The organism is Mesorhizobium sp. W016, from assembly GCF_054719485.1.
In genome coordinates this window covers 1,772,332-1,789,014 of the sequence record NZ_JBTTIF010000002.1, presented here as the reverse complement: position 1 = coordinate 1,789,014, position 16,683 = coordinate 1,772,332, and the positions used below count along the sequence as shown (strand labels likewise).

Genomic DNA, 16,683 nt, shown 5'->3' with positions numbered 1-16,683 from the left:
GCGCGGGAGCGGCGGTCGGCCAATCGTTAAGTCACGCTAAACAGGCATGGGAAACAAAAGGTTAATTTCCGAAGTCTGCAAGTGAAAGTTTCTCGCTTCGCCACGCATTGCCGGGATCTGTAAAATGGCGTCAGAACCGCACGTTAAGCTTTCCGGCTTACGGCTTTCCTCGATATGACGCAGGCCAGCGACATACCGCAAAGGCGGACATTCGCCCGCATCGGCACCTTCCTTGCCGAAAGACGGGGGCTGGTTCGCGACTATCTTTCAGCCATCAGCGGCGCCGGCGGGCGGCTGGTGTTCTCGCTTGCCTATTTCATCGCACTTGCCAACACGCTGTCGATTGCCGAGTTCGGCATGTTCGCCACCGCCTCGGCGGCCGGCGTCATGCTGTCGCGCATCCTCGCTTTCGGCTTCATCTCGGCGCTTTACCGCACAGCCACCATCCGCCCCAATCTGATCGGCACCTTCACCGCCGGCTTCCTTTTGCTTGGCGCCGTGTCCTTACCACTGCTGGCGGCCGCCTCGTGGGGCGTCTACCTGATCTTCTTCGCCAGCACCGTGCCTCTGGCCGTCTTTGCCGCAATCGTCTTTGCCGAAGCGCTTTTGTGGCGGCCGGTCGAGGTGGTGCTGATCGTCAACAACGGGCTCGGCAAATTCGGCCGCGCCGCGGTGCTGTCGATCGTGACCACGGCGTTCCGTGCGCTGGGCGCCGTGCTGTTCATGCTGTCGGGGCAGCACAGCGTCTGGATCTGGTCATTGTTCTACATCGGCGCCAACGCCGCCTCGCTGCTGCTGGCCTTCGGCTTCTATTATCCACGCCAGCGGCTGAGGCTGCGCACCGAGCTCTATCTCAGGCGGCTTGCCGATTCGATCTATGTTGCCGGCGCCGAAGTGCTGTTCTACCTGCAGTCGGAATTCGACAAGCTGCTCGTCCTGGCGATCGGCGGGCCGCGTCTGGCCGGCATCTATGCCATCATCATGCGGCTGGTCGACCTGACGGCAATACCGATCCGCACCTTCTCGATGATGCTGGTGCAGAAGATGATGCGGTCGCCGGAGCTGTTGTCGCGACTGCGGGTCAAGAGCGGTATCGAAGCCGGCGTGTTCCTGGTATCGACATTGGCGCTGGCCGCACTCGGCATCGTGCTGCATTTCGTCCCCAATGCACTTGGCCGGAATGTCGCCGAGGCGGCGCCCTTGGTGGCATTGGCAATCGGCGTGCCGGGACTGCGCAACCTGGTCGAATACCAGGCCGAGCTGCTGTTCGCGCGCGGCCAGACCGCGCTCAGGGCGCTCAACCTCGGCCTGCTGGCGGGGCTGAAGGCGGTGCTGTTGACCTATGTGCTGACCACGATTGCCGACACGCCCACGCTTGTCGTATCGCTCAATGTCGTCTTCCTGCTGCTCTATCTCGCCTCGGCGCTGCTGACCTATTCGGCGCTGCGCAAGCCCGCCAAGGCAATCTAAGCCAATCCGATCAGGCGGCGGATGCGGCCGATATCGGTGCCGATGAAGGATTGCATGCCGATCGCCACCTGCCCCGGTGCCATAGCGGCGACGAAGCTGCGGAATTCGTCATCCGACAGCGCCTCCCCGGTCCAATGCACGCGGCAGAATTCCTCCGAGCCGTGGAAATGGCCGGCGCCCCCCAGCACATCGTCGACATAGCGGCCATAGATCATGCATTCGGAGAACCGGCGCACTGAAGCGATGACCTCGACCCAGCCGCGCGCGTGCACCTTCTCGATCTCGGCGCACATCGCCGTCACGGTCTGACGGCGCCAGGCGATCAGCGTCGAAATATAGTCGTGGTTCGAAACCTCGGATGCATCGATACCAATCGCCGAGGCCGCATTGCGCGACCAGATGCGATGCTCGTCGTGACCGTCGCTCGACAGCACGCCGTCGCGCCGGAACAGCCGCACCTTGCCGTCGCGCCAGAAGGCGCTCAGATCGAATGGCTTGAGGAAGGCGACGTCGGAATCGCAGAAGACCAGCACGTCTTCTCCAGCATGCGCAGCGATGGCGATGCGGCGCAGCTGCTGCACATGCCAGCCGCGCAGCGGCTGGGTCTTGAAACTGAGCCAGATGCGACGGCGAAAGAGGCTCATCGGATCGTCGAACACACGCAGCCAGCGCGGCAGCAGGTCGCGCTCGTCGACAACGCTGCGGCGGTCGTTTTCCAACTGGCGAAACAGCGCCACGTCGCGGTGCTCGACCAGAATGTAATGATGCGCCACGCCGGAGACATGGCGGTCGAGGGTCTCGCACAACAGGCGGCAGCGTTCGAAATCCGGCGCATAGCTGGCGGTCACCACCGCCGCCGTCGGCGTTTGCGGCAGGGCACCGGTCTCGGCTGCAGGGCTCGGCACGACGCGGCTGTTCACCGCAACTCTCCGGCGGGCTCGGGCCGACGCGAGAATTTCTGCCTGACGACACGCAGCAGGAACACCGGATTGCCGACGACGTAGCGGCGCCACAGCCGGCCGGGCTCGATGCACAGACGGAACAACCATTCGAGCCTCAGCTGGCGCATCCACAGAGGCGCCCGCGGCACCGTGCCGGAGAGAAAATCGAGCAGCGCGCCGACGGCGATCGGCAGCGTGCAGTGGCGGGCATCGATATGACGGGCGATCCACAATTCCTGGCGCGGCACGCCCATGGCCACAAGCAGCACGTCGGGCCGCAATGCCTCGATGCGATCGACGATCGCCTGCTCTTCGGCGGGGGAGAAATAGCCGTCATGGATGACGACGAATTCGTGCTGCACCGCCAGAGCGGCTAGCCTGACCGACGCCGCCTCGGCGTTGGCGCGGGTGGCGCCAAGCAACCCGACGGTCAGCGGCCTCGCCGATGCCTGCAGAAAGGCCGGAATGAGATCAGTGCCGTTGAGATTGTCCGGGAACGGCGCGCCGTAGAGCAGCTTTGCCGCCAGATCGACGCCAACGCCGTCAGGCAGGATGAGGAAATCGTCGAGCGCCTCGGCAAAAACCGGATCGGTAGAGGCGATGTTGGCGTTGTGAGCGTTGAGAAAACTGACCTTGGTGAAGCGCCGCTCGGCAATCAGACGAGCGAGCAGCGCGATCGCGTCATCCCAGCCGATGGCAAGGACCGAAATGCCAAGGATCGTCTTCAGCGTATCGAGCCCGAAGGCGGCGCGGGCGGTGTGCATGTTCATGCAAACACCTCCTCCCCCACCGACCCGAGCTTTTCCAGGCCGAGCCTGATGGCGGCATCCAGTGCCTTGATCTGCCGGCGGTGAAAGGCGCTGCCATCGACATCCTTGACATCGGCCGCCGCTGCCTCCAGCGCGCCGGCGAAGGCGGCCGGATCGTCGGTGACGAAGCAATTTGCCGGGCGATGATCGATGCCGCGCAGCGAACGGCTGGTGGCGACCGACGGCAGGCCGAGCTCGAAGGTTTCGATGGTCTTGAGCTGAACGCCGCTGCCCGCGGTGCTGATCAGTGGAATGACGGCGGCGCCGCGCACGAAATTCTGGGCGTCGGACACGCGGCCGACAAATTCGACACCGGGATGGGCAGAGGTGATATCCGACGGCATGTTGCCGGCGACCCTGATGCGAAAGCTCCGGCGAAGATGCGGCACGACTTTTTCCAGGAACCAGTCGAGGCCGATGCGGTTCGGCTGCCAGGTCCAAGTGCCGATCAGCGCCGCGTCGCAATCGATGCGGCGCGGCTTGACCGGCTTTGGCGCCGTGGCTGTGGTCACCAGCGGCAGCACCGCCGAGCGGTCGTCGCTGGCAACGCCGAGTGCGGCGCGGTCTTCCTCGGCCAGCGTGAAGACGAAGCGAGCCCGGCGGCAGAGCCGCTCCTCCATGGTCTTGAGCAGCCTGGCCTCGCGGGCAAACAGCAGGCGCTGGAAGCGACTGTTTGATGATGCCGCATTCTCTTTGGCCGAACCATGTTCGACATTGTGGGCGACGAAAATCGAGGGACGGTCGGCGAACAGTTTTTCAAAGGCGCCGGCGAACTGCACCGAATTCAGGACATAGCCGTCGAAGGGACCGGCGCGCTCGATCGCGGCACGGACTTCGCTGTCGGAAACCGCGCGCAGCTTCACGGAAGCGAAGGTGAGCCCTGACAGCACCGCCTTGCCAAGCCAGGCGAGCTTCTGCCGCGCCGAGGCGCTTTCCGTGCGCACGTCGACGGCGCCGAGCACGATGGTGTTTTCGGGGTCGCTGGGCGCCTTGCCCGGCCAGATGAAGCCGATGACGGTGACGCGCACGCCGGCGCGCCGCAAGGCGGCGATGATCGCAGCATTGGCGATCTCATAGCCCGAAGCGAGAGCGCCGTCGGGCACGATCGATGTGGCGAACAGCAGATGCATCTCACCTATCCAGGCGTCAGCCACTAGCAAAGCTGGGTGAACCCTTGATTAAATCACGCAACGCAACGGCTGAAAGGCGCGGACCGGCAGGCGCCGCTGCGAAAGGTGATTAACGAAACGTTATCGTCGCGGTGTTATCGAAAGCCAGATTCAAAACATGCGGCTGGAGCGGATGATCCCTTTGCCATCGGACGGTTCGGTATCGATTGCGGGACGCTCTCCGGGGCTCGCCGCAGAGACGATGGAAGCCGTCGTCACGCTGCCGACCTTCAAGCGGCCGCAACTGCTGCTCGAAACGCTGGCGTCGCTCAAGGCACAGCAAACCAGCCGGCGCTTCGCCGTCATCGTCATCGAAAACGAGGCCGAGGCGCGTGAGGGCGCCCAGGCGGCCGTGCCGCTGTTCGAACGCGACGATATGAAGGGCATGGTCATCATCGCGCATGAGCGGGGCAATTGCAGTGCCTACAATGCTGGCTGGCAGACGGCGATCCTGCATTTTCCGGATTTCCGCCACCTGCTGGTCATCGACGATGACGAGATCGCCGACGCGGACTGGCTGGAGCGCATGTGCAGGACGGCGGAGACGCTTGGCGCCGACATTGTCGGTGGCCCGCAGGTGCCGGTGTTTACCGATCCTGCTCACGCCAAATGGGCCGAGCACCCGGTGTTTGCGCCGCCCTATCGCCAGACCGGGCGCGTGGCCGCACTCTATTCCTCTGGCAACCTTCTGGTCGGGCGCAATGTGCTCACCATCATGGGGCCACCCTTCCTCGACCTGCGGTTCAACTTCATGGGCGGCGGCGATTCCGACTTCCTCAGCCGCTCGGCGCAGAAAGGTTTCGTGCTTGGCTGGTGCGCCGAGGCAAAGGTGCGCGAAGGCGTTCCAGCCCGGCGCGTCGAGGCTGACTGGATCCGCGCCCGATCCTTACGCAACGGTGTAATCTCGACGCTGGTCGAAAAGAAGAAGCGCGCCGGCATGCCATTCGCCGGCGCCAAGGTGTTTGCAAAAAGCCTGGCGCTGCTGATAGCCTCGCCCGTGCGCGGCGCAATCAAATTGGCGCGGACAGGATCGCTGTCGACGGCGCTTTACCCCGTCTATGTCTCGCTCGGCCGCGTGCTTGCCGAATTCGGATACGCCAATGAGCAATACAGGCAGCCTGAGAAGAACTGACGAGCTGCTGCTGGGCGGCATCGTCACCCGCAACAGTGTGGCGACGGCGATTGCCGCGCTGTTGTTTGCCGTCGTCATCGTGTCGTTCCGGCCGTTTCAGCCGGCAGGCGCGGAACTGACCGGCGACGGCGGCGACATCGTCAACCAGCTCGGCTTCAGTTCGCTCGGCGCCATTTCGATCTTCTCACTGCTGACGTTCGCCGACCCCAAGGTGGTGCGCTCGCTGCTCAGCCCGTCCTGGATTCTGATGCTCGGCTTTTTCATGCTTTCGGTCATCAACGCGACCGACCCGTCCTCGGCCATGCGCGCGGCCTTCTTCACGCTGCTTGGCGTTCTGACGATAGCGACGGTCCTGGTGCTGCCGCGCGATGCCGACAGTTTTTCGAAAGTCATCATATTCTGCGCGATCGTCGTTATCGGCCTGTCCTATATCGGCCTCATCGTCTTTCCGCATGAGGCCCTGCATACGGCCGATTCGCAGGAGCCCGAACATGCCGGCCTGTGGCGTGGTGTGTTCGCCCACAAGAACATTGCCGGACCAATCATGGCCTGCTTCAGCTTCGCCGGCCTCTATCTCTTCCGGCGCGGCCAGAAATTCTGGGGCGTGGCGATCTTCGGCGCGGCGATGATCTTCATGCTGCACACCGGATCCAAGACGACGGCCGGCCTGGTGCCGTTCTCGATCCTGATCGTCGTGCTGCCGGGCCTGATCGGCATGCGGTTCGGCACGCCGATCCTGTTTGCACTGGCGATCATTGCGACGGCCATCGGTACCTTAGGCATCGTCTTCATCCCGCCGGTGAAAGAGCTGGCGGCCACCTATTTCCCCGACCTCACCTATACCGGGCGCACGACGCTGTGGGAGTTCTCCGGCGAGATGCTGGCGAAGAAGCCCTGGACCGGCTACGGCTATGAAAGCTTCTGGGGCACGCCGCTGCTGCTGAGCCAGGACCAGCCTTTCGACCGGGCCTGGGACATCCGGACCATCGTGCATGGCCATGACGGCTATCTGGACATTGCGGTGCTGATGGGCATCCCGGCGCTGTGCGTTGCCGTCTACACTTTCCTGATCGCGCCGCTGCGCGACTACATGCGCATCCCGCCCCGCAAGGAGAACATCTATCTCGGTGACTTCTTCATGATGGTGGTGCTGTTCACGGCGCTGAACGCGTTCCTGGAAAGCTTCTTCTTCCATCGCGGCGACCCGGTGTGGCTGTTCTTCGTGCTCGGCGTGCTTGGCTTGCGGCAAGTGTCGCTGCGGCCGATCGCGGTACGCCGGCGACCTTGACCGGCTGGCCTGGATCCAGCACCCCTTGAGGGGCTTTCCCGTCTGCCCGCTAGCGTCTAAGGAGAACCCTTGTCTCGGAGGGCTCTCAATGACGATCAGGCTTGTTCTCGCCGGTTGCGGCAATATGGGTTACGCCATGCTTGCGGGCTGGCTGAAATCCGGCAAGCTTGCCCCGCAAGCCGTGTTCGTGGTCGAGCCCAATGCCGAATTGCGCAAGCGCGCCGAGCACCTCGGTTGCAGTGTCGCCGCGGACGCGAACGGGATCCCCGCCGACGCAGAGCCCGACCTCGTCGTCATCGCCGTCAAGCCGCAGGTGATCCGCGACGTCACCGCCGCCTACAAGCGCTTCGGCGACGGCAGGACCACCTTCGTCAGCATCGCCGCGGGCACGCCGGTCGCCACCTTCGAGCACATACTTGGCCATCTCGCGCCTGTTATCCGCTGCATGCCCAACACGCCGGCCGCGATCGGCAAGGGCATGATGGTGGTCTATTCCAACCCGCTGGTGACCGACGACATCAGGCGTTTCGTTGCCGAGCTGCTGTCGGCGAGCGGTGTGGTGACGACGATCGACGACGAAGGCCTAATGGACGCGGTGACGGCGGTTTCGGGGTCCGGTCCGGCCTACATCTTCCATTTCATCGAGGCGCTTACGGTTGCAGCCGAGAAGGCCGGGCTGCCGACCGAGACTGCCAGGCTGCTGGCCATGCAGACCGTCTATGGCGCTGCTGCACTCGCTGCCGAAAGCGGCGAGGAGCCCGGCGTCCTGCGCCAGCAGGTGACCAGCCCCAACGGAACCACGGCAGCCGCCCTTGCCGTGCTGATGGGCGAAGACCGGCTGACGAAGCTGCTGACCGAAGCAGTCGAAGCGGCACGGCTGCGGTCGGTGGAATTGGGGAAGTAAACCGTTCGCGATACGTCAGGGCTGTAGGTGGCCCGTGTGCTCCTGCCTTAGCCCCGGGCCAACCGTATCAGCCCCACTTCATTTCACCCTTGGCGACCTTTGCTCCCAGTTCCAGCGACGAGACGTCAATAATATCAGGATAGCGCCGCTTCATCGCCGCAATCAGTTCCACGCTGGATTTCGATTTCCCGGCTTCCTCGTTGAAGGCTTCGAGGTAGGCGCGGGTGAATTCCACGGCCGCAAGACCGTCCGGCGCGCCGGCTACCTGATGGGACGGCACCACGATTTTGGGTTTGCGCGCCGTGATTTCATCAAGCGCAGCAATCCATTTTTTACGGTCGTCTACGGTTGGCTCGTCGGCAACCCAGACATGCACGCCGGACGAGATCAGCACGCCGCCAAACACGGCTTCAAGGCTGGGCACCCAGAGATAGCGGCGGTCTTTCAGATCGGCGACGGTGACGATCTCGATCTTGTTTCCTTCGATTTCAAGTGAGGTAATATCGGAAGCCTCGGGAATGACGACATCCGCCAGGACCTTCGGTCCATTGTCCTTGAGCTGCGGGCTCCAGACATCGAGCTTGGCTTGAACATTGGCTTTGATCGCCGCCACCGTTGCGCCGGCTGCGATGATCTTGGCGCCGGGGAATTCATCCGCGACGGGACGCAGGCCGAAATAATAGTCAGGGTCGCTGCAGCTGACGTAGATCGTGGTCAGAGTCTTGCCCGTCGCCTTGATCGCATCCGCGACCGCACGGCCATCCGACAGCGTAAATCCGCCATCGAGGAGGATGGCTTCCTTCTCACCGGTCAGCAGCACCGGCGTGCGGCGGAAACCCTTCTCGTCAGCCTGAAAATAGGTCCATTCCAGCTTGGCGGCGGCCTTGGCTGCAAAAGCCAGAGGCTGAAGCATGGCAACCATGCCCGTTGCCAGAAGGGTTTTCATTGTTTCGCGTCTTGTCCAAATGGTTTGCAAGATTTCAACCTCAATGGGGTTCAACTGATCGTTTGGAGATTGGCATCTCGGCATCGTTTGAAAAACCCGGATCAAAAAGACAGACTATATGAATGGATCATACAATCGCAGCCGATGGTCTGCGTCGTCAGCACGAGCGCAATGATCAGGCGTGTTGCGCGAGCAGGTCAACAGCCCCATGGCGCGACCGCGGCAGCATTTGGCCTGCTGGGCGGGAGCGGCTGACGAAGCTGCTGACCGAATCGTGGAACTGGGGGAGTAGGATCAGGCCAGATCGGTGTGGGAAAAGCCTTTCCCTTTGTAGAGCGAGGGCATCCCACGGCTTTTTGCCGAGGCATATGACAGGCAGTCAGCGAGGTTGAGCTGAGCCGGGTGGCCGCGACCTTTGCCATAGTTCGAAAAAGCCTGGATCGCGAGCTTGGCATCACCTCTTTCGATCGGAACCACCTCGATCGCGGCTTCGCGCAGGAAGTCTCCTATTGCCCTTTCGGCGAGAGCGGCTCCACCACCAACTTCGACGAAAGCCGCATCGCCGCTTCGAGCACGACCAGCGGAGATGTTATCCGTATCGAGGCCTGCCCGATCCGGCGGCTCCAATCGGCGGCGTCTTCCTCTCCGGCGAGGACAGCGATCACCACCGAGGTGTCGATGAACATCAGGAATGTCCCCACATCTCGTCGATCTCATCCTTAGTCAAATCCCTGCCGCCGCTTCCCGCCTTGGCCTTCAGATCGTTCGATATGGCGGCCAGCCGCTCAGCCAGCGGAACTCGTTCACGTTCGCGCTGAAGCTCGGATTCGAGCGCCTCGATCACCGCCTCGGTCAATGAAATCTTTCGCTTTTCGGCAAGCTGCCGGGCGAGGTCACGGGCGCGCGGGTCTCTGATCTGGAGATTCATCCTGGAAGCCTCCGTTCGGTGCCACTACAACATAGGGAGTTGTCATGACAAAGCCAGAGAGCTGGCCTGTTCATGCCATCTCAGCCCCGTAGAGCATATCATCCTGCAGCTTCCGCAAAGCGAACAGCCTGGTCGTGCGGTCGGGCGTAGCATTGTCGGCGGTGAGCAGTTCGCCCTTCCTCACCGGTTTCAGCACCTTGCCGCCTTCGAGCAGGCCGACCGGCACTGCCAGATTGGCGCGCGCCTCTTCGACGGTCATGGTCCAGGAGCGGTAGCAAGTCTCGCCGATGGCATCGAAGGTCTCGCCCGTGGCGAGATCGCGCTTGGCCACCGCGCAGACTTCGGCCACCGGCTTCGGCAGCGGCACCATGTCGGGGCGGCCGTAGAGCATGATACGGGCCGCCGTCAGCGGCACTTCCAGCGAGGTCAGATGATACGGCCGGAAGAAGCTGTAGTAGGGGCCGTGGCCTATGTGCAGGTCGTCCATGCGCTCGACGATGCGCGGATGCGTCGCCTCGACGATGACGAACACGCCGGGCGCCACGCCCTTGCCGATGGTGTAGTCGACAACGCCCTTCTTCGACAGGATGCCGCCATCCGCCTTCGGGATGAGCACCTTGGCCAGCTGATCGCGGTCGGCCTTCGGGCCGTGCATGCCGGGAACGTCTGGGACCAGCCCGGTGGCGTTGGCGATGGCGCACATCTCGACCATGGTTTTCGAGCCGTCGACGAACTCGACCAGCATGCGCGGGTTCATGTTGCGGCGAAGGGCTTCCTCGCGATAGTCATCCGGAACGGCATCGTGGTTGAGCGGGTTGTTCTTGCCCTTGCCGGCCGAGACGATGGTGTAGCCGAGCGCGGAGGCGAACTCGATCAGCTCCATGCAGCTCGACGGCTCGTCGCCGGCGCCGACCGAATAGACGACGCCGAGCCGGTCTGCCTGCTGCTTGAGATAGCAGCCGATGGTGACGTCGGCCTCGACATTCATCATCACCAGGTGCTTGCCGTGCTCCATCGCCTTCAAGTCGAAATCGGCGGCGACACCAGGCTTTCCGGTGGCGTCGATGACGACGTCGATCAGCGGATTGGTGACCAGCATCTCGTTTGAGGTGATGGCGATTTTCCCGGCCTCGATCGCCGCCATGACCTTCGATTGCGTGTCGGTCTCGGCCGCCATCGCCTCGTCGCCATAGGCGATGCGGATAGCGTCACGCGCGGTGTGCGGGCGCCTCGTCGAGATGGCGCAGACCTCGATGCCCGGCATCAGCATGCCTTGCGTGACCAGGTCGGTGCCCATTTCACCGGAGCCGATGACGCCGATGCGCACCGGGCGTCCCTCGGCGGCGCGCCTGGCGAGATCGCGGGCCAGTCCGGTCAGGGCGACATTGGTCATGCAAGCGTGTCCACGGCTTCTTGATTTGCAGGCGGGAATAGCAGGGAACGGCGCCGCTTTGCCAACGAAACCGGCGAGCACCGGCAATTTCTCCGGCAACAGGCCCGGCCGGTGAGGCCAACCCCGGTAGAGGCTGATTGACCCGCCTCGGCGTCAAACCACCCTGATATAGCTCGTCATGCCGGTTTTCTGATGTTCGATGATGTGGCAGTGCAGCAGCCAGTCGCCGGGATTGTCGGCGACGAAACCGAGCTGAACCTTCTCGTTGGGCTGCATGAGATAGGTGTCGGAGATGACCGGCTGAACCTGGCGTGTCGACGACGACAGCACCTTGAAGCTCATGCCGTGCAGATGCATCGGATGCGATTGCGGCGTCAAATTCTCCATGTCGATGACATAGTTTTTGCCGAGCTTCAGCTCGGCCAAAGGCGCGGTCGGATCCGGCGTGTCGCCCGGCCACGGTACCTTGTTGATGGCCCAGAAGGAGTAGCCTAGCGTGCCGCATATGCTGTCGCTCGGCACGTTTTCCGCCGTGGCGCTGAGCGAGAGCGCGATGTGTTTCGCGCTGGCGAGATCCACCTTCGGCACCGGGTTGGCTTCCAGCGGTGCGAGGTCTCGCAAATCGCGCTTGAGCGAGCTGCCGGTGGCGCGCAAGGTGGCGAGGACCTTGGGTTTGGTGCCTCTGATGTCGCCCAGGCTGACGATCGCGCCCTCCTGGTCAGGCATGCGGATGGCGAGCTCCATGCGCTGCCCCGGTCCGAGCAGCAAAGCATCGGGCGCAAAACGCTGCGGCACCGGATTGCCGTCCAGCGCGATGACCGCGGCCTCCCCACCCTCGACGCGAAAGGCGTAGATGCGGGTGACATCGGTGATGGCGACCCGCAGCCGCACCAACCCGCCGGCCGGCGCGTCGAATTGCGGCTGGTCGAGCCAGTTGGCGGTGCGCACCGTGCCATAGGTGCCGGTTTTCGCGGCATCGCGCGGCCGGAACTGCTGGATGAACTGGGCGTCGTCGCCGAGCCGCCAGTCTCGCAGATTGATGACCGCCTCCGCATCGAATTTCGGATCGCCCGGGTTTTCGACCACGATCACGCCGGTCAGGCCGTGGCCCATCTGCTCCAGCGTGTTGCAATGCGGGTGATACCAGAACGTGCCGGCGTCGGGCGGCGTGAAGGCATAGTCGAAATGATCGCCGGTGTAGACGTAAGGCTGAACCAGGAAAGGAACACCGTCCATCTTGTTTGGAACGCGAATGCCGTGCCAGTGGATGGTCGTCGGATCGTCGATGCCGTTGACAAGCCGTGCGGCGAAAGGCTCGCCCTTTTTCATCCTGAGCACCGGCGGCATTTTGGCCTCTCCATAAGTCAGCACATCGCGGGTCTGGCCGATATCCATGAACCTGGCCTGGATCTTTGCCGTCTTGAGAACCACCGGCTCCGGTGCGGCCGCGGCCCAGTCACCAAGCCTGGCCATCGCTGCAAGGCCAACCCCGCCAGCGCCGGCAACCGCGGCCGTTTTCAAAAGCCTGCGGCGGGTGAATAGGGTCATCTGGCGCTCCAACGGAATATGATTACCTGTCGTCCTGAATGACGGGTGGCGACCGGCGCACAAGCCGATACTGCCACATCGCATCTCTGTCATGCCATGGCGAGCCGGTGACATCTGCTTGCGCAACAGCGTGAACGCTGGCGTGCCCACCATTCGCCCGCATCCGGGAGCGCGGGCTCGGATTAATGCAACTCGGCCAGCAACGCCTGTGCCTCGGCGAGGTTCTTTTCGGAACCGGCGGCGAGATCGTCCATCTTCTTGTCACGGAAGATGACGAGCGCGTCCTGGCATGCGGCGATCGCTTCCTGTGCCATCGCCTTGTCCTTGTGGGCGGCGCCCAGATCGACCAGCACGTCGCACAGGCTGTCCTGCGTGAAGGCGACAGCCGGCACCGAATTGATCTTCTTTTGCACCACGATCGCCTCGCGCAGGACCAACACCGCCTCCTCGAAATGCGCGACATTGTTTTCGGCGCGGCCGGCCATGGTCAAGGCATAGCCCATCTCGTTGCGCGCATTGGCCCAACGTTCGGGATCGCGGTCGCGACCGAGCTGCTCGGCAAGCGCCCGGTTGACGACAATCGCCTCCTCGTACAATTCAGCCGAAGGCTCGCGGGCCGCGATCATGCTCAGCGTCTGCGCGAGACTGGTCTGGTTGGTGATCCAGAGATCGGGATCGCGGGTGATCGTTCGCACCGTGGCGAGGTCGCGGTAGATCTGAGCGGCTCGTTTCAGCTTGCCGACATCGTTCGCCCAGTAACCAAGACTCGACAGCCCGCCGGCGAGATTGTTCTGATTGTTCTCCCAGACAGCCAGCGCATTCTCGCGCGTTACCACGCTGAGCGCTGCGTCATAGGCGGCAATCGCGCGGGTGAGCAACTCGACGTCCTTGCCGTCCGCGGCCATCAGCAAGGCATTGCCGATATCGCCCTTGGTGCGCGCCCATTGCATGCGGTTGGGAAAACCGTCGTAGATCCGCGCTGCCGTCTCGAAGCTCTGCACGGCCTTGGCGTAGAACGTGGCGTCGCCACCAATCCGGCCCTGGCTGTAGAGGGCAAAGCCGAGGTCGTAATTGATATTGGCCCACTCCTCCGGGTCGGCGTCCTTGGAGTAGGCGGGGAGCGCGGCTTCCAGCATGTCGGCTGCTTGCGCCAGCAAGTCCAGGTTGGATGTATTGTCGCCCAGGATCGACAGGGTCTGGCCGAGCACGCGCCGCGTCTGGCCGATCTCCGTGACATCACCGCCTTTCGTCTGCCCGTCGAGCGCCGCCCGCAGCGCGTCGACCGATTGCTGCAGCAGTTGATCGTCAGAGGCCAGCTTGCCTGACATCATCAACGCGCAGCCGAGGCGGAATTCCGTCTTGGCCCAATTGGCTGGGTCCTTGTCGCGGGTGCGAACCCTGAGCACCTGACCGTAGACATCGATCGCCTGCCGCAGGGTCGAGATGTCCCCCGCGCGTTCGCCCCAGTTCGATAGCGTGCCTGCAAGGCTGTAACCAATCGAAGCGAACTCGCCCGGCGCGGCGGTTGCGGTATAGACCTCCCATGCCTGACGATACGCGGTCACCGCCTGAATGTAGTAATCGGTTCCCGTATCGAGACCGCCGAGCGTGTCGTTGACCGATCCCAGATTCTGCTGCAGCGAAGCCCAGTCGAGCGGCAGTTTCTCACGCGGATATTCGGACAGAGCGGCCTGGTACGCGGTGGCTGCCTGCAGCAGCAGTTCCTTGTTCTTCTGCTTGGCGCCGAGGCGCTGCAAGGCGTTGCCGAGCGTCAGCTGGCCGTTGGCCCAGCTCGCCGCGGCGTGCTCGCGCGTCCAAACCGTAAGCGATGCCTCCGCCGCCTCCCGCGCGCGCTGCAACGCGGCGATATCGCCGTTGATCTCGCCGATCGACTCGAATGCGGTGCTCAAATTGTTCTGGATCGTCGCCCATTGCGCCGGCGCGCGTTCCCTGGTCATCTCCTCAGCCGCCGCCTGGAAGGCCGCGACCGATTGCTCAAGCGTCGGTACATCCTTTTCGCGCGCGCCGAGGCTCGCCAGAACGACACCCAGATTGATCTGGCTCAATGCCCAGTCGAGCGGTACGCGATCCCGGCGATATTCTGTCAGCGCGGCGCGATGCGCCGATATCGCTGCGCGAAAGCTGTCGCTCGTCGGCTCGCGCTCGCCCAGTTCGGACAGCACAACGCCGAGATTGTTCTCGGTCGCCGCCCATTCGAGTGGTAGTTTCTTCGACCCCTGAACCTCAAGCACCGAGCGGAAGGCGGCGACCGCCTTTTCGAGCAGCGCGGTGCCGTTCTCGCGCCGGCCGAGCTGCCAGTAGACCGCGCCTAGATTGCCGAAAGTCCTGGCCCAGTCGTCCGGATAGGCGTCGCGCGTGTAGACGCTCAGCGCTTGCTCAAAGGCGGCTGCCGACTTGTCGAGATTGTCGCGGCCGGCCTCGCGCTCGCCCAGTGTCGACAGAGTGATTGCGATATTGTTTTCGGTGGCCGACCAGCGGATCGGCGCGTTTTCGCGCGTCACATAACTCAGGCTCTTTTCATAGGCCGCGACGGCCTGGAGCAGAAAGGCGTTGTCGCCCGAAAAAGAGCCGTGCGCGGAGAGCGCCTCGGCTTCCGCTGACTTGTAGGTCCAGGCGTCCTCGTCGCTCCATTTTTCTACCTCGTCATAGGCCTTGGCGTAATCTTGAGCCGCCTTCAGATAGTCAAAGGACAGTTCATAGGTTTGCGCACTGCTGGCGAAAACCTCCGCAAACTCCTGCCGCCGTGCCTTGATGTCGGCCTCCGCCTGATCGACAGTCGTTGACAGTTCGCCGACGCGCGCCTTGGCCTGCTCGTGGAATTTTTTGGCGGCCTCGAGCGCGCCCTCCCGTACCGCCTGTTCGGCGAGCCCGGTCAGCCTGACGATCTCCGGGTCCTGGCTCTTCAGCGCGGCCTGCTCGGCCAGCACCTGTTTCAGCCGCTCGGTCTGGCCGCGCAGCAATTTGTCGAGTTCGGCCGGATCCTTGGGTATGTCGACCCCGAGCGCCTTCAGCATGGCATAGAGCCCATCCATCGGCACCTTGCCGTCACGCGCTATGGTTTCGATCTGGCGGCGCTCCGGATCGGGTAGCGTCGAGATAGTCAGCAGGAGCTGGCGCCGCTCCCTTAGGATTTCCCCCTCGTCGCCTTTCGGCGCCTCGGCGGGGGTACCGAAATAGAGCAGCCGGCGCAGGCTCTCATTGACCCAGGGCCGCTGCTGGCCGTTGGTCTTGAGATAGACCTCCTCGCCGATCATGCGCAAAACGGTGCCGAATTCCTCGCCGCCCATCGTGTCGATGTGGCGCAGGATCGCTGCCGCATAGGGGCTGTTGCCATCGGCCGGACCGTCCAGCGCAACCTTGCCGGGCTCGGCGGCAAAGGCGATGACCTGGCCGAGGCTGTCGTCGACCGAGCCCTTGGCGTCGGCGCCGCCCTTCAGGGAAACCACGCCGCGCGTTTCCCCGAGACCGCCGGCGCCAATCGGCTTGCCTTCGTCGCCCGGCGCCAGCTTCAGGAGCGTGCCCGGCGGGAACGGATCGTTGCGGCAGGCGTCCAGCAGAACGATGGTGACCGGCACCTTGGCCTTCAGTTCGGCGACGATGGACGACAGCGGCACCAACTTTTCGCCGGCATTGTCGAGCGCCGAAATATCGGCATCGACAGGGACCAGATAATTCTCGCCGCCGGCTTCGATGCCGTGGCCGGAATAGTAGATGATGGCGACATCGGCGCCCTCGGCATCGTCGACGAAGCCTTCGAGATCGCGCCGCAATTTGCGTGCGTCGCGGTTGGTGGCGACATTGGTCTCGAAGCCGAGCTTGTCGAACATCTCCTCGATGGCGCGGGCGTCGTTTTCCGGATTGGGCAGTTTGCCCACATGCTGGTAGTCGGACTGACCGATGATGAGCGCGACGCCTTTCAGCGCCTTCGGCTCTTCAGCCCAAGCGGGGCCAAACACGCATAGGCACACCAGTGCCGCGGCAAGTGCCGCGCACATGCGCCCTGTCGCACCTGCTGTTCGCCCAAAGAGCATTCTCTACCCCAAAACCCGACGCTATCTTCCGCAAGCGAGATGGCATCATGATGGCCGGCCGGTGGCAAGTCCTTGGGCGAGCTGTGTTCTTGTCATGGATATG

The 16,683-nt window shown here is 63.4% G+C and carries 14 protein-coding genes; 4 read left to right on the top strand and 10 right to left on the bottom strand.

Annotation, left to right across the window (positions count from 1 at the left end):
• Nucleotides 1-174: 174 nt before the first annotated feature.
• Nucleotides 175-1,470 carry a lipopolysaccharide biosynthesis protein gene (locus ACYG9V_RS09055; protein ID WP_352651764.1) on the top strand — a complete coding sequence of 432 codons (1,296 nt, stop codon included), beginning with the start codon at nt 175-177 and terminating at the stop codon, nt 1,468-1,470.
• Here the strand turns inward: ACYG9V_RS09055 and ACYG9V_RS09050 are convergent.
• From ACYG9V_RS09050 to ACYG9V_RS09040, 3 genes are read right to left on the bottom strand one after another with little or no spacing between them, the layout of a single operon-like run.
• A complete protein-coding gene (locus ACYG9V_RS09050; protein WP_023704513.1) occupies nt 1,467-2,390 on the bottom strand; it encodes a DUF6492 family protein in 924 nt (307 codons plus the stop codon). The genes ACYG9V_RS09055 and ACYG9V_RS09050 overlap by 4 nt on opposite strands.
• Nucleotides 2,387-3,181 (bottom strand): WecB/TagA/CpsF family glycosyltransferase, encoded by a 795-nt coding sequence (locus ACYG9V_RS09045; protein WP_023669298.1) that lies wholly within the window; start codon nt 3,179-3,181, stop codon nt 2,387-2,389. The genes ACYG9V_RS09050 and ACYG9V_RS09045 overlap by 4 nt, the downstream gene beginning before the upstream one ends.
• Complete coding sequence (locus ACYG9V_RS09040; protein WP_352651766.1) at nt 3,178-4,350, bottom strand: glycosyltransferase; 1,173 nt, start codon at nt 4,348-4,350, stop codon at nt 3,178-3,180. The genes ACYG9V_RS09045 and ACYG9V_RS09040 overlap by 4 nt, the downstream gene beginning before the upstream one ends.
• Nucleotides 4,351-4,522: 172 nt before the next feature.
• Here ACYG9V_RS09040 and ACYG9V_RS09035 point away from each other — a divergent pair, with 172 nt between their 5' ends.
• The 3 genes from ACYG9V_RS09035 to proC all read left to right on the top strand — a co-directional run bounded on the left by ACYG9V_RS09035 (nt 4,523) and on the right by proC (nt 7,713).
• Nucleotides 4,523-5,521 (top strand): glycosyltransferase family 2 protein, encoded by a 999-nt coding sequence (locus tag ACYG9V_RS09035; RefSeq protein ID WP_352446451.1) that lies wholly within the window; start codon nt 4,523-4,525, stop codon nt 5,519-5,521.
• Complete coding sequence (locus ACYG9V_RS09030) at nt 5,490-6,809, top strand: O-antigen ligase family protein (protein ID WP_352446449.1); 1,320 nt, start codon at nt 5,490-5,492, stop codon at nt 6,807-6,809. The genes ACYG9V_RS09035 and ACYG9V_RS09030 overlap by 32 nt, the downstream gene beginning before the upstream one ends.
• 88 nt (nt 6,810-6,897) lie before the next feature.
• Nucleotides 6,898-7,713, top strand: a complete 816-nt coding sequence (proC, locus tag ACYG9V_RS09025) for a pyrroline-5-carboxylate reductase (protein ID WP_023669294.1) — start codon at nt 6,898-6,900, stop codon at nt 7,711-7,713.
• A 67-nt stretch (nt 7,714-7,780) separates the two neighbouring features.
• Here the strand turns inward: proC and ACYG9V_RS09020 are convergent, their stop codons facing one another.
• The 7 genes from ACYG9V_RS09020 to ACYG9V_RS08990 form a co-directional block, all read right to left on the bottom strand.
• Nucleotides 7,781-8,680 carry an MBL fold metallo-hydrolase gene (locus tag ACYG9V_RS09020; RefSeq protein ID WP_023825868.1) on the bottom strand — a complete coding sequence of 300 codons (900 nt, stop codon included), beginning with the start codon at nt 8,678-8,680 and terminating at the stop codon, nt 7,781-7,783.
• A gap of 273 nt (nt 8,681-8,953) precedes the next feature.
• Nucleotides 8,954-9,136, bottom strand: a complete 183-nt coding sequence (locus tag ACYG9V_RS09015) for a type II toxin-antitoxin system VapC family toxin (RefSeq protein ID WP_280806608.1) — start codon at nt 9,134-9,136, stop codon at nt 8,954-8,956.
• 29 nt (nt 9,137-9,165) lie between these two features.
• The gene (locus ACYG9V_RS09010; RefSeq protein ID WP_245261319.1) at nt 9,166-9,345 is read right to left on the bottom strand and encodes a type II toxin-antitoxin system VapC family toxin; all 180 of its coding nucleotides are present in this window, start codon (nt 9,343-9,345) and stop codon (nt 9,166-9,168) included.
• Complete coding sequence (locus ACYG9V_RS09005) at nt 9,345-9,587, bottom strand: type II toxin-antitoxin system VapB family antitoxin (protein ID WP_023689347.1); 243 nt, start codon at nt 9,585-9,587, stop codon at nt 9,345-9,347. Before ACYG9V_RS09005 ends, ACYG9V_RS09010 begins: the two co-directional genes overlap by 1 nt.
• 70 nt (nt 9,588-9,657) lie before the next feature.
• The gene (locus tag ACYG9V_RS09000; RefSeq protein WP_352538357.1) at nt 9,658-10,980 is read right to left on the bottom strand and encodes an NAD(P)H-dependent oxidoreductase; all 1,323 of its coding nucleotides are present in this window, start codon (nt 10,978-10,980) and stop codon (nt 9,658-9,660) included.
• Between the two features lie 153 nt (nt 10,981-11,133).
• Entirely contained in the window at nt 11,134-12,528 is a 1,395-nt protein-coding gene (locus tag ACYG9V_RS08995) for a multicopper oxidase family protein (RefSeq protein ID WP_023681905.1), read from the bottom strand.
• A 182-nt stretch (nt 12,529-12,710) separates the two neighbouring features.
• Nucleotides 12,711-16,544, bottom strand: coding sequence for a caspase family protein (locus tag ACYG9V_RS08990; RefSeq protein ID WP_352765667.1), 3,834 nt, complete (start codon nt 16,542-16,544; stop codon nt 12,711-12,713).
• Between the last annotated feature and the right edge of the window lie 139 nt (nt 16,545-16,683).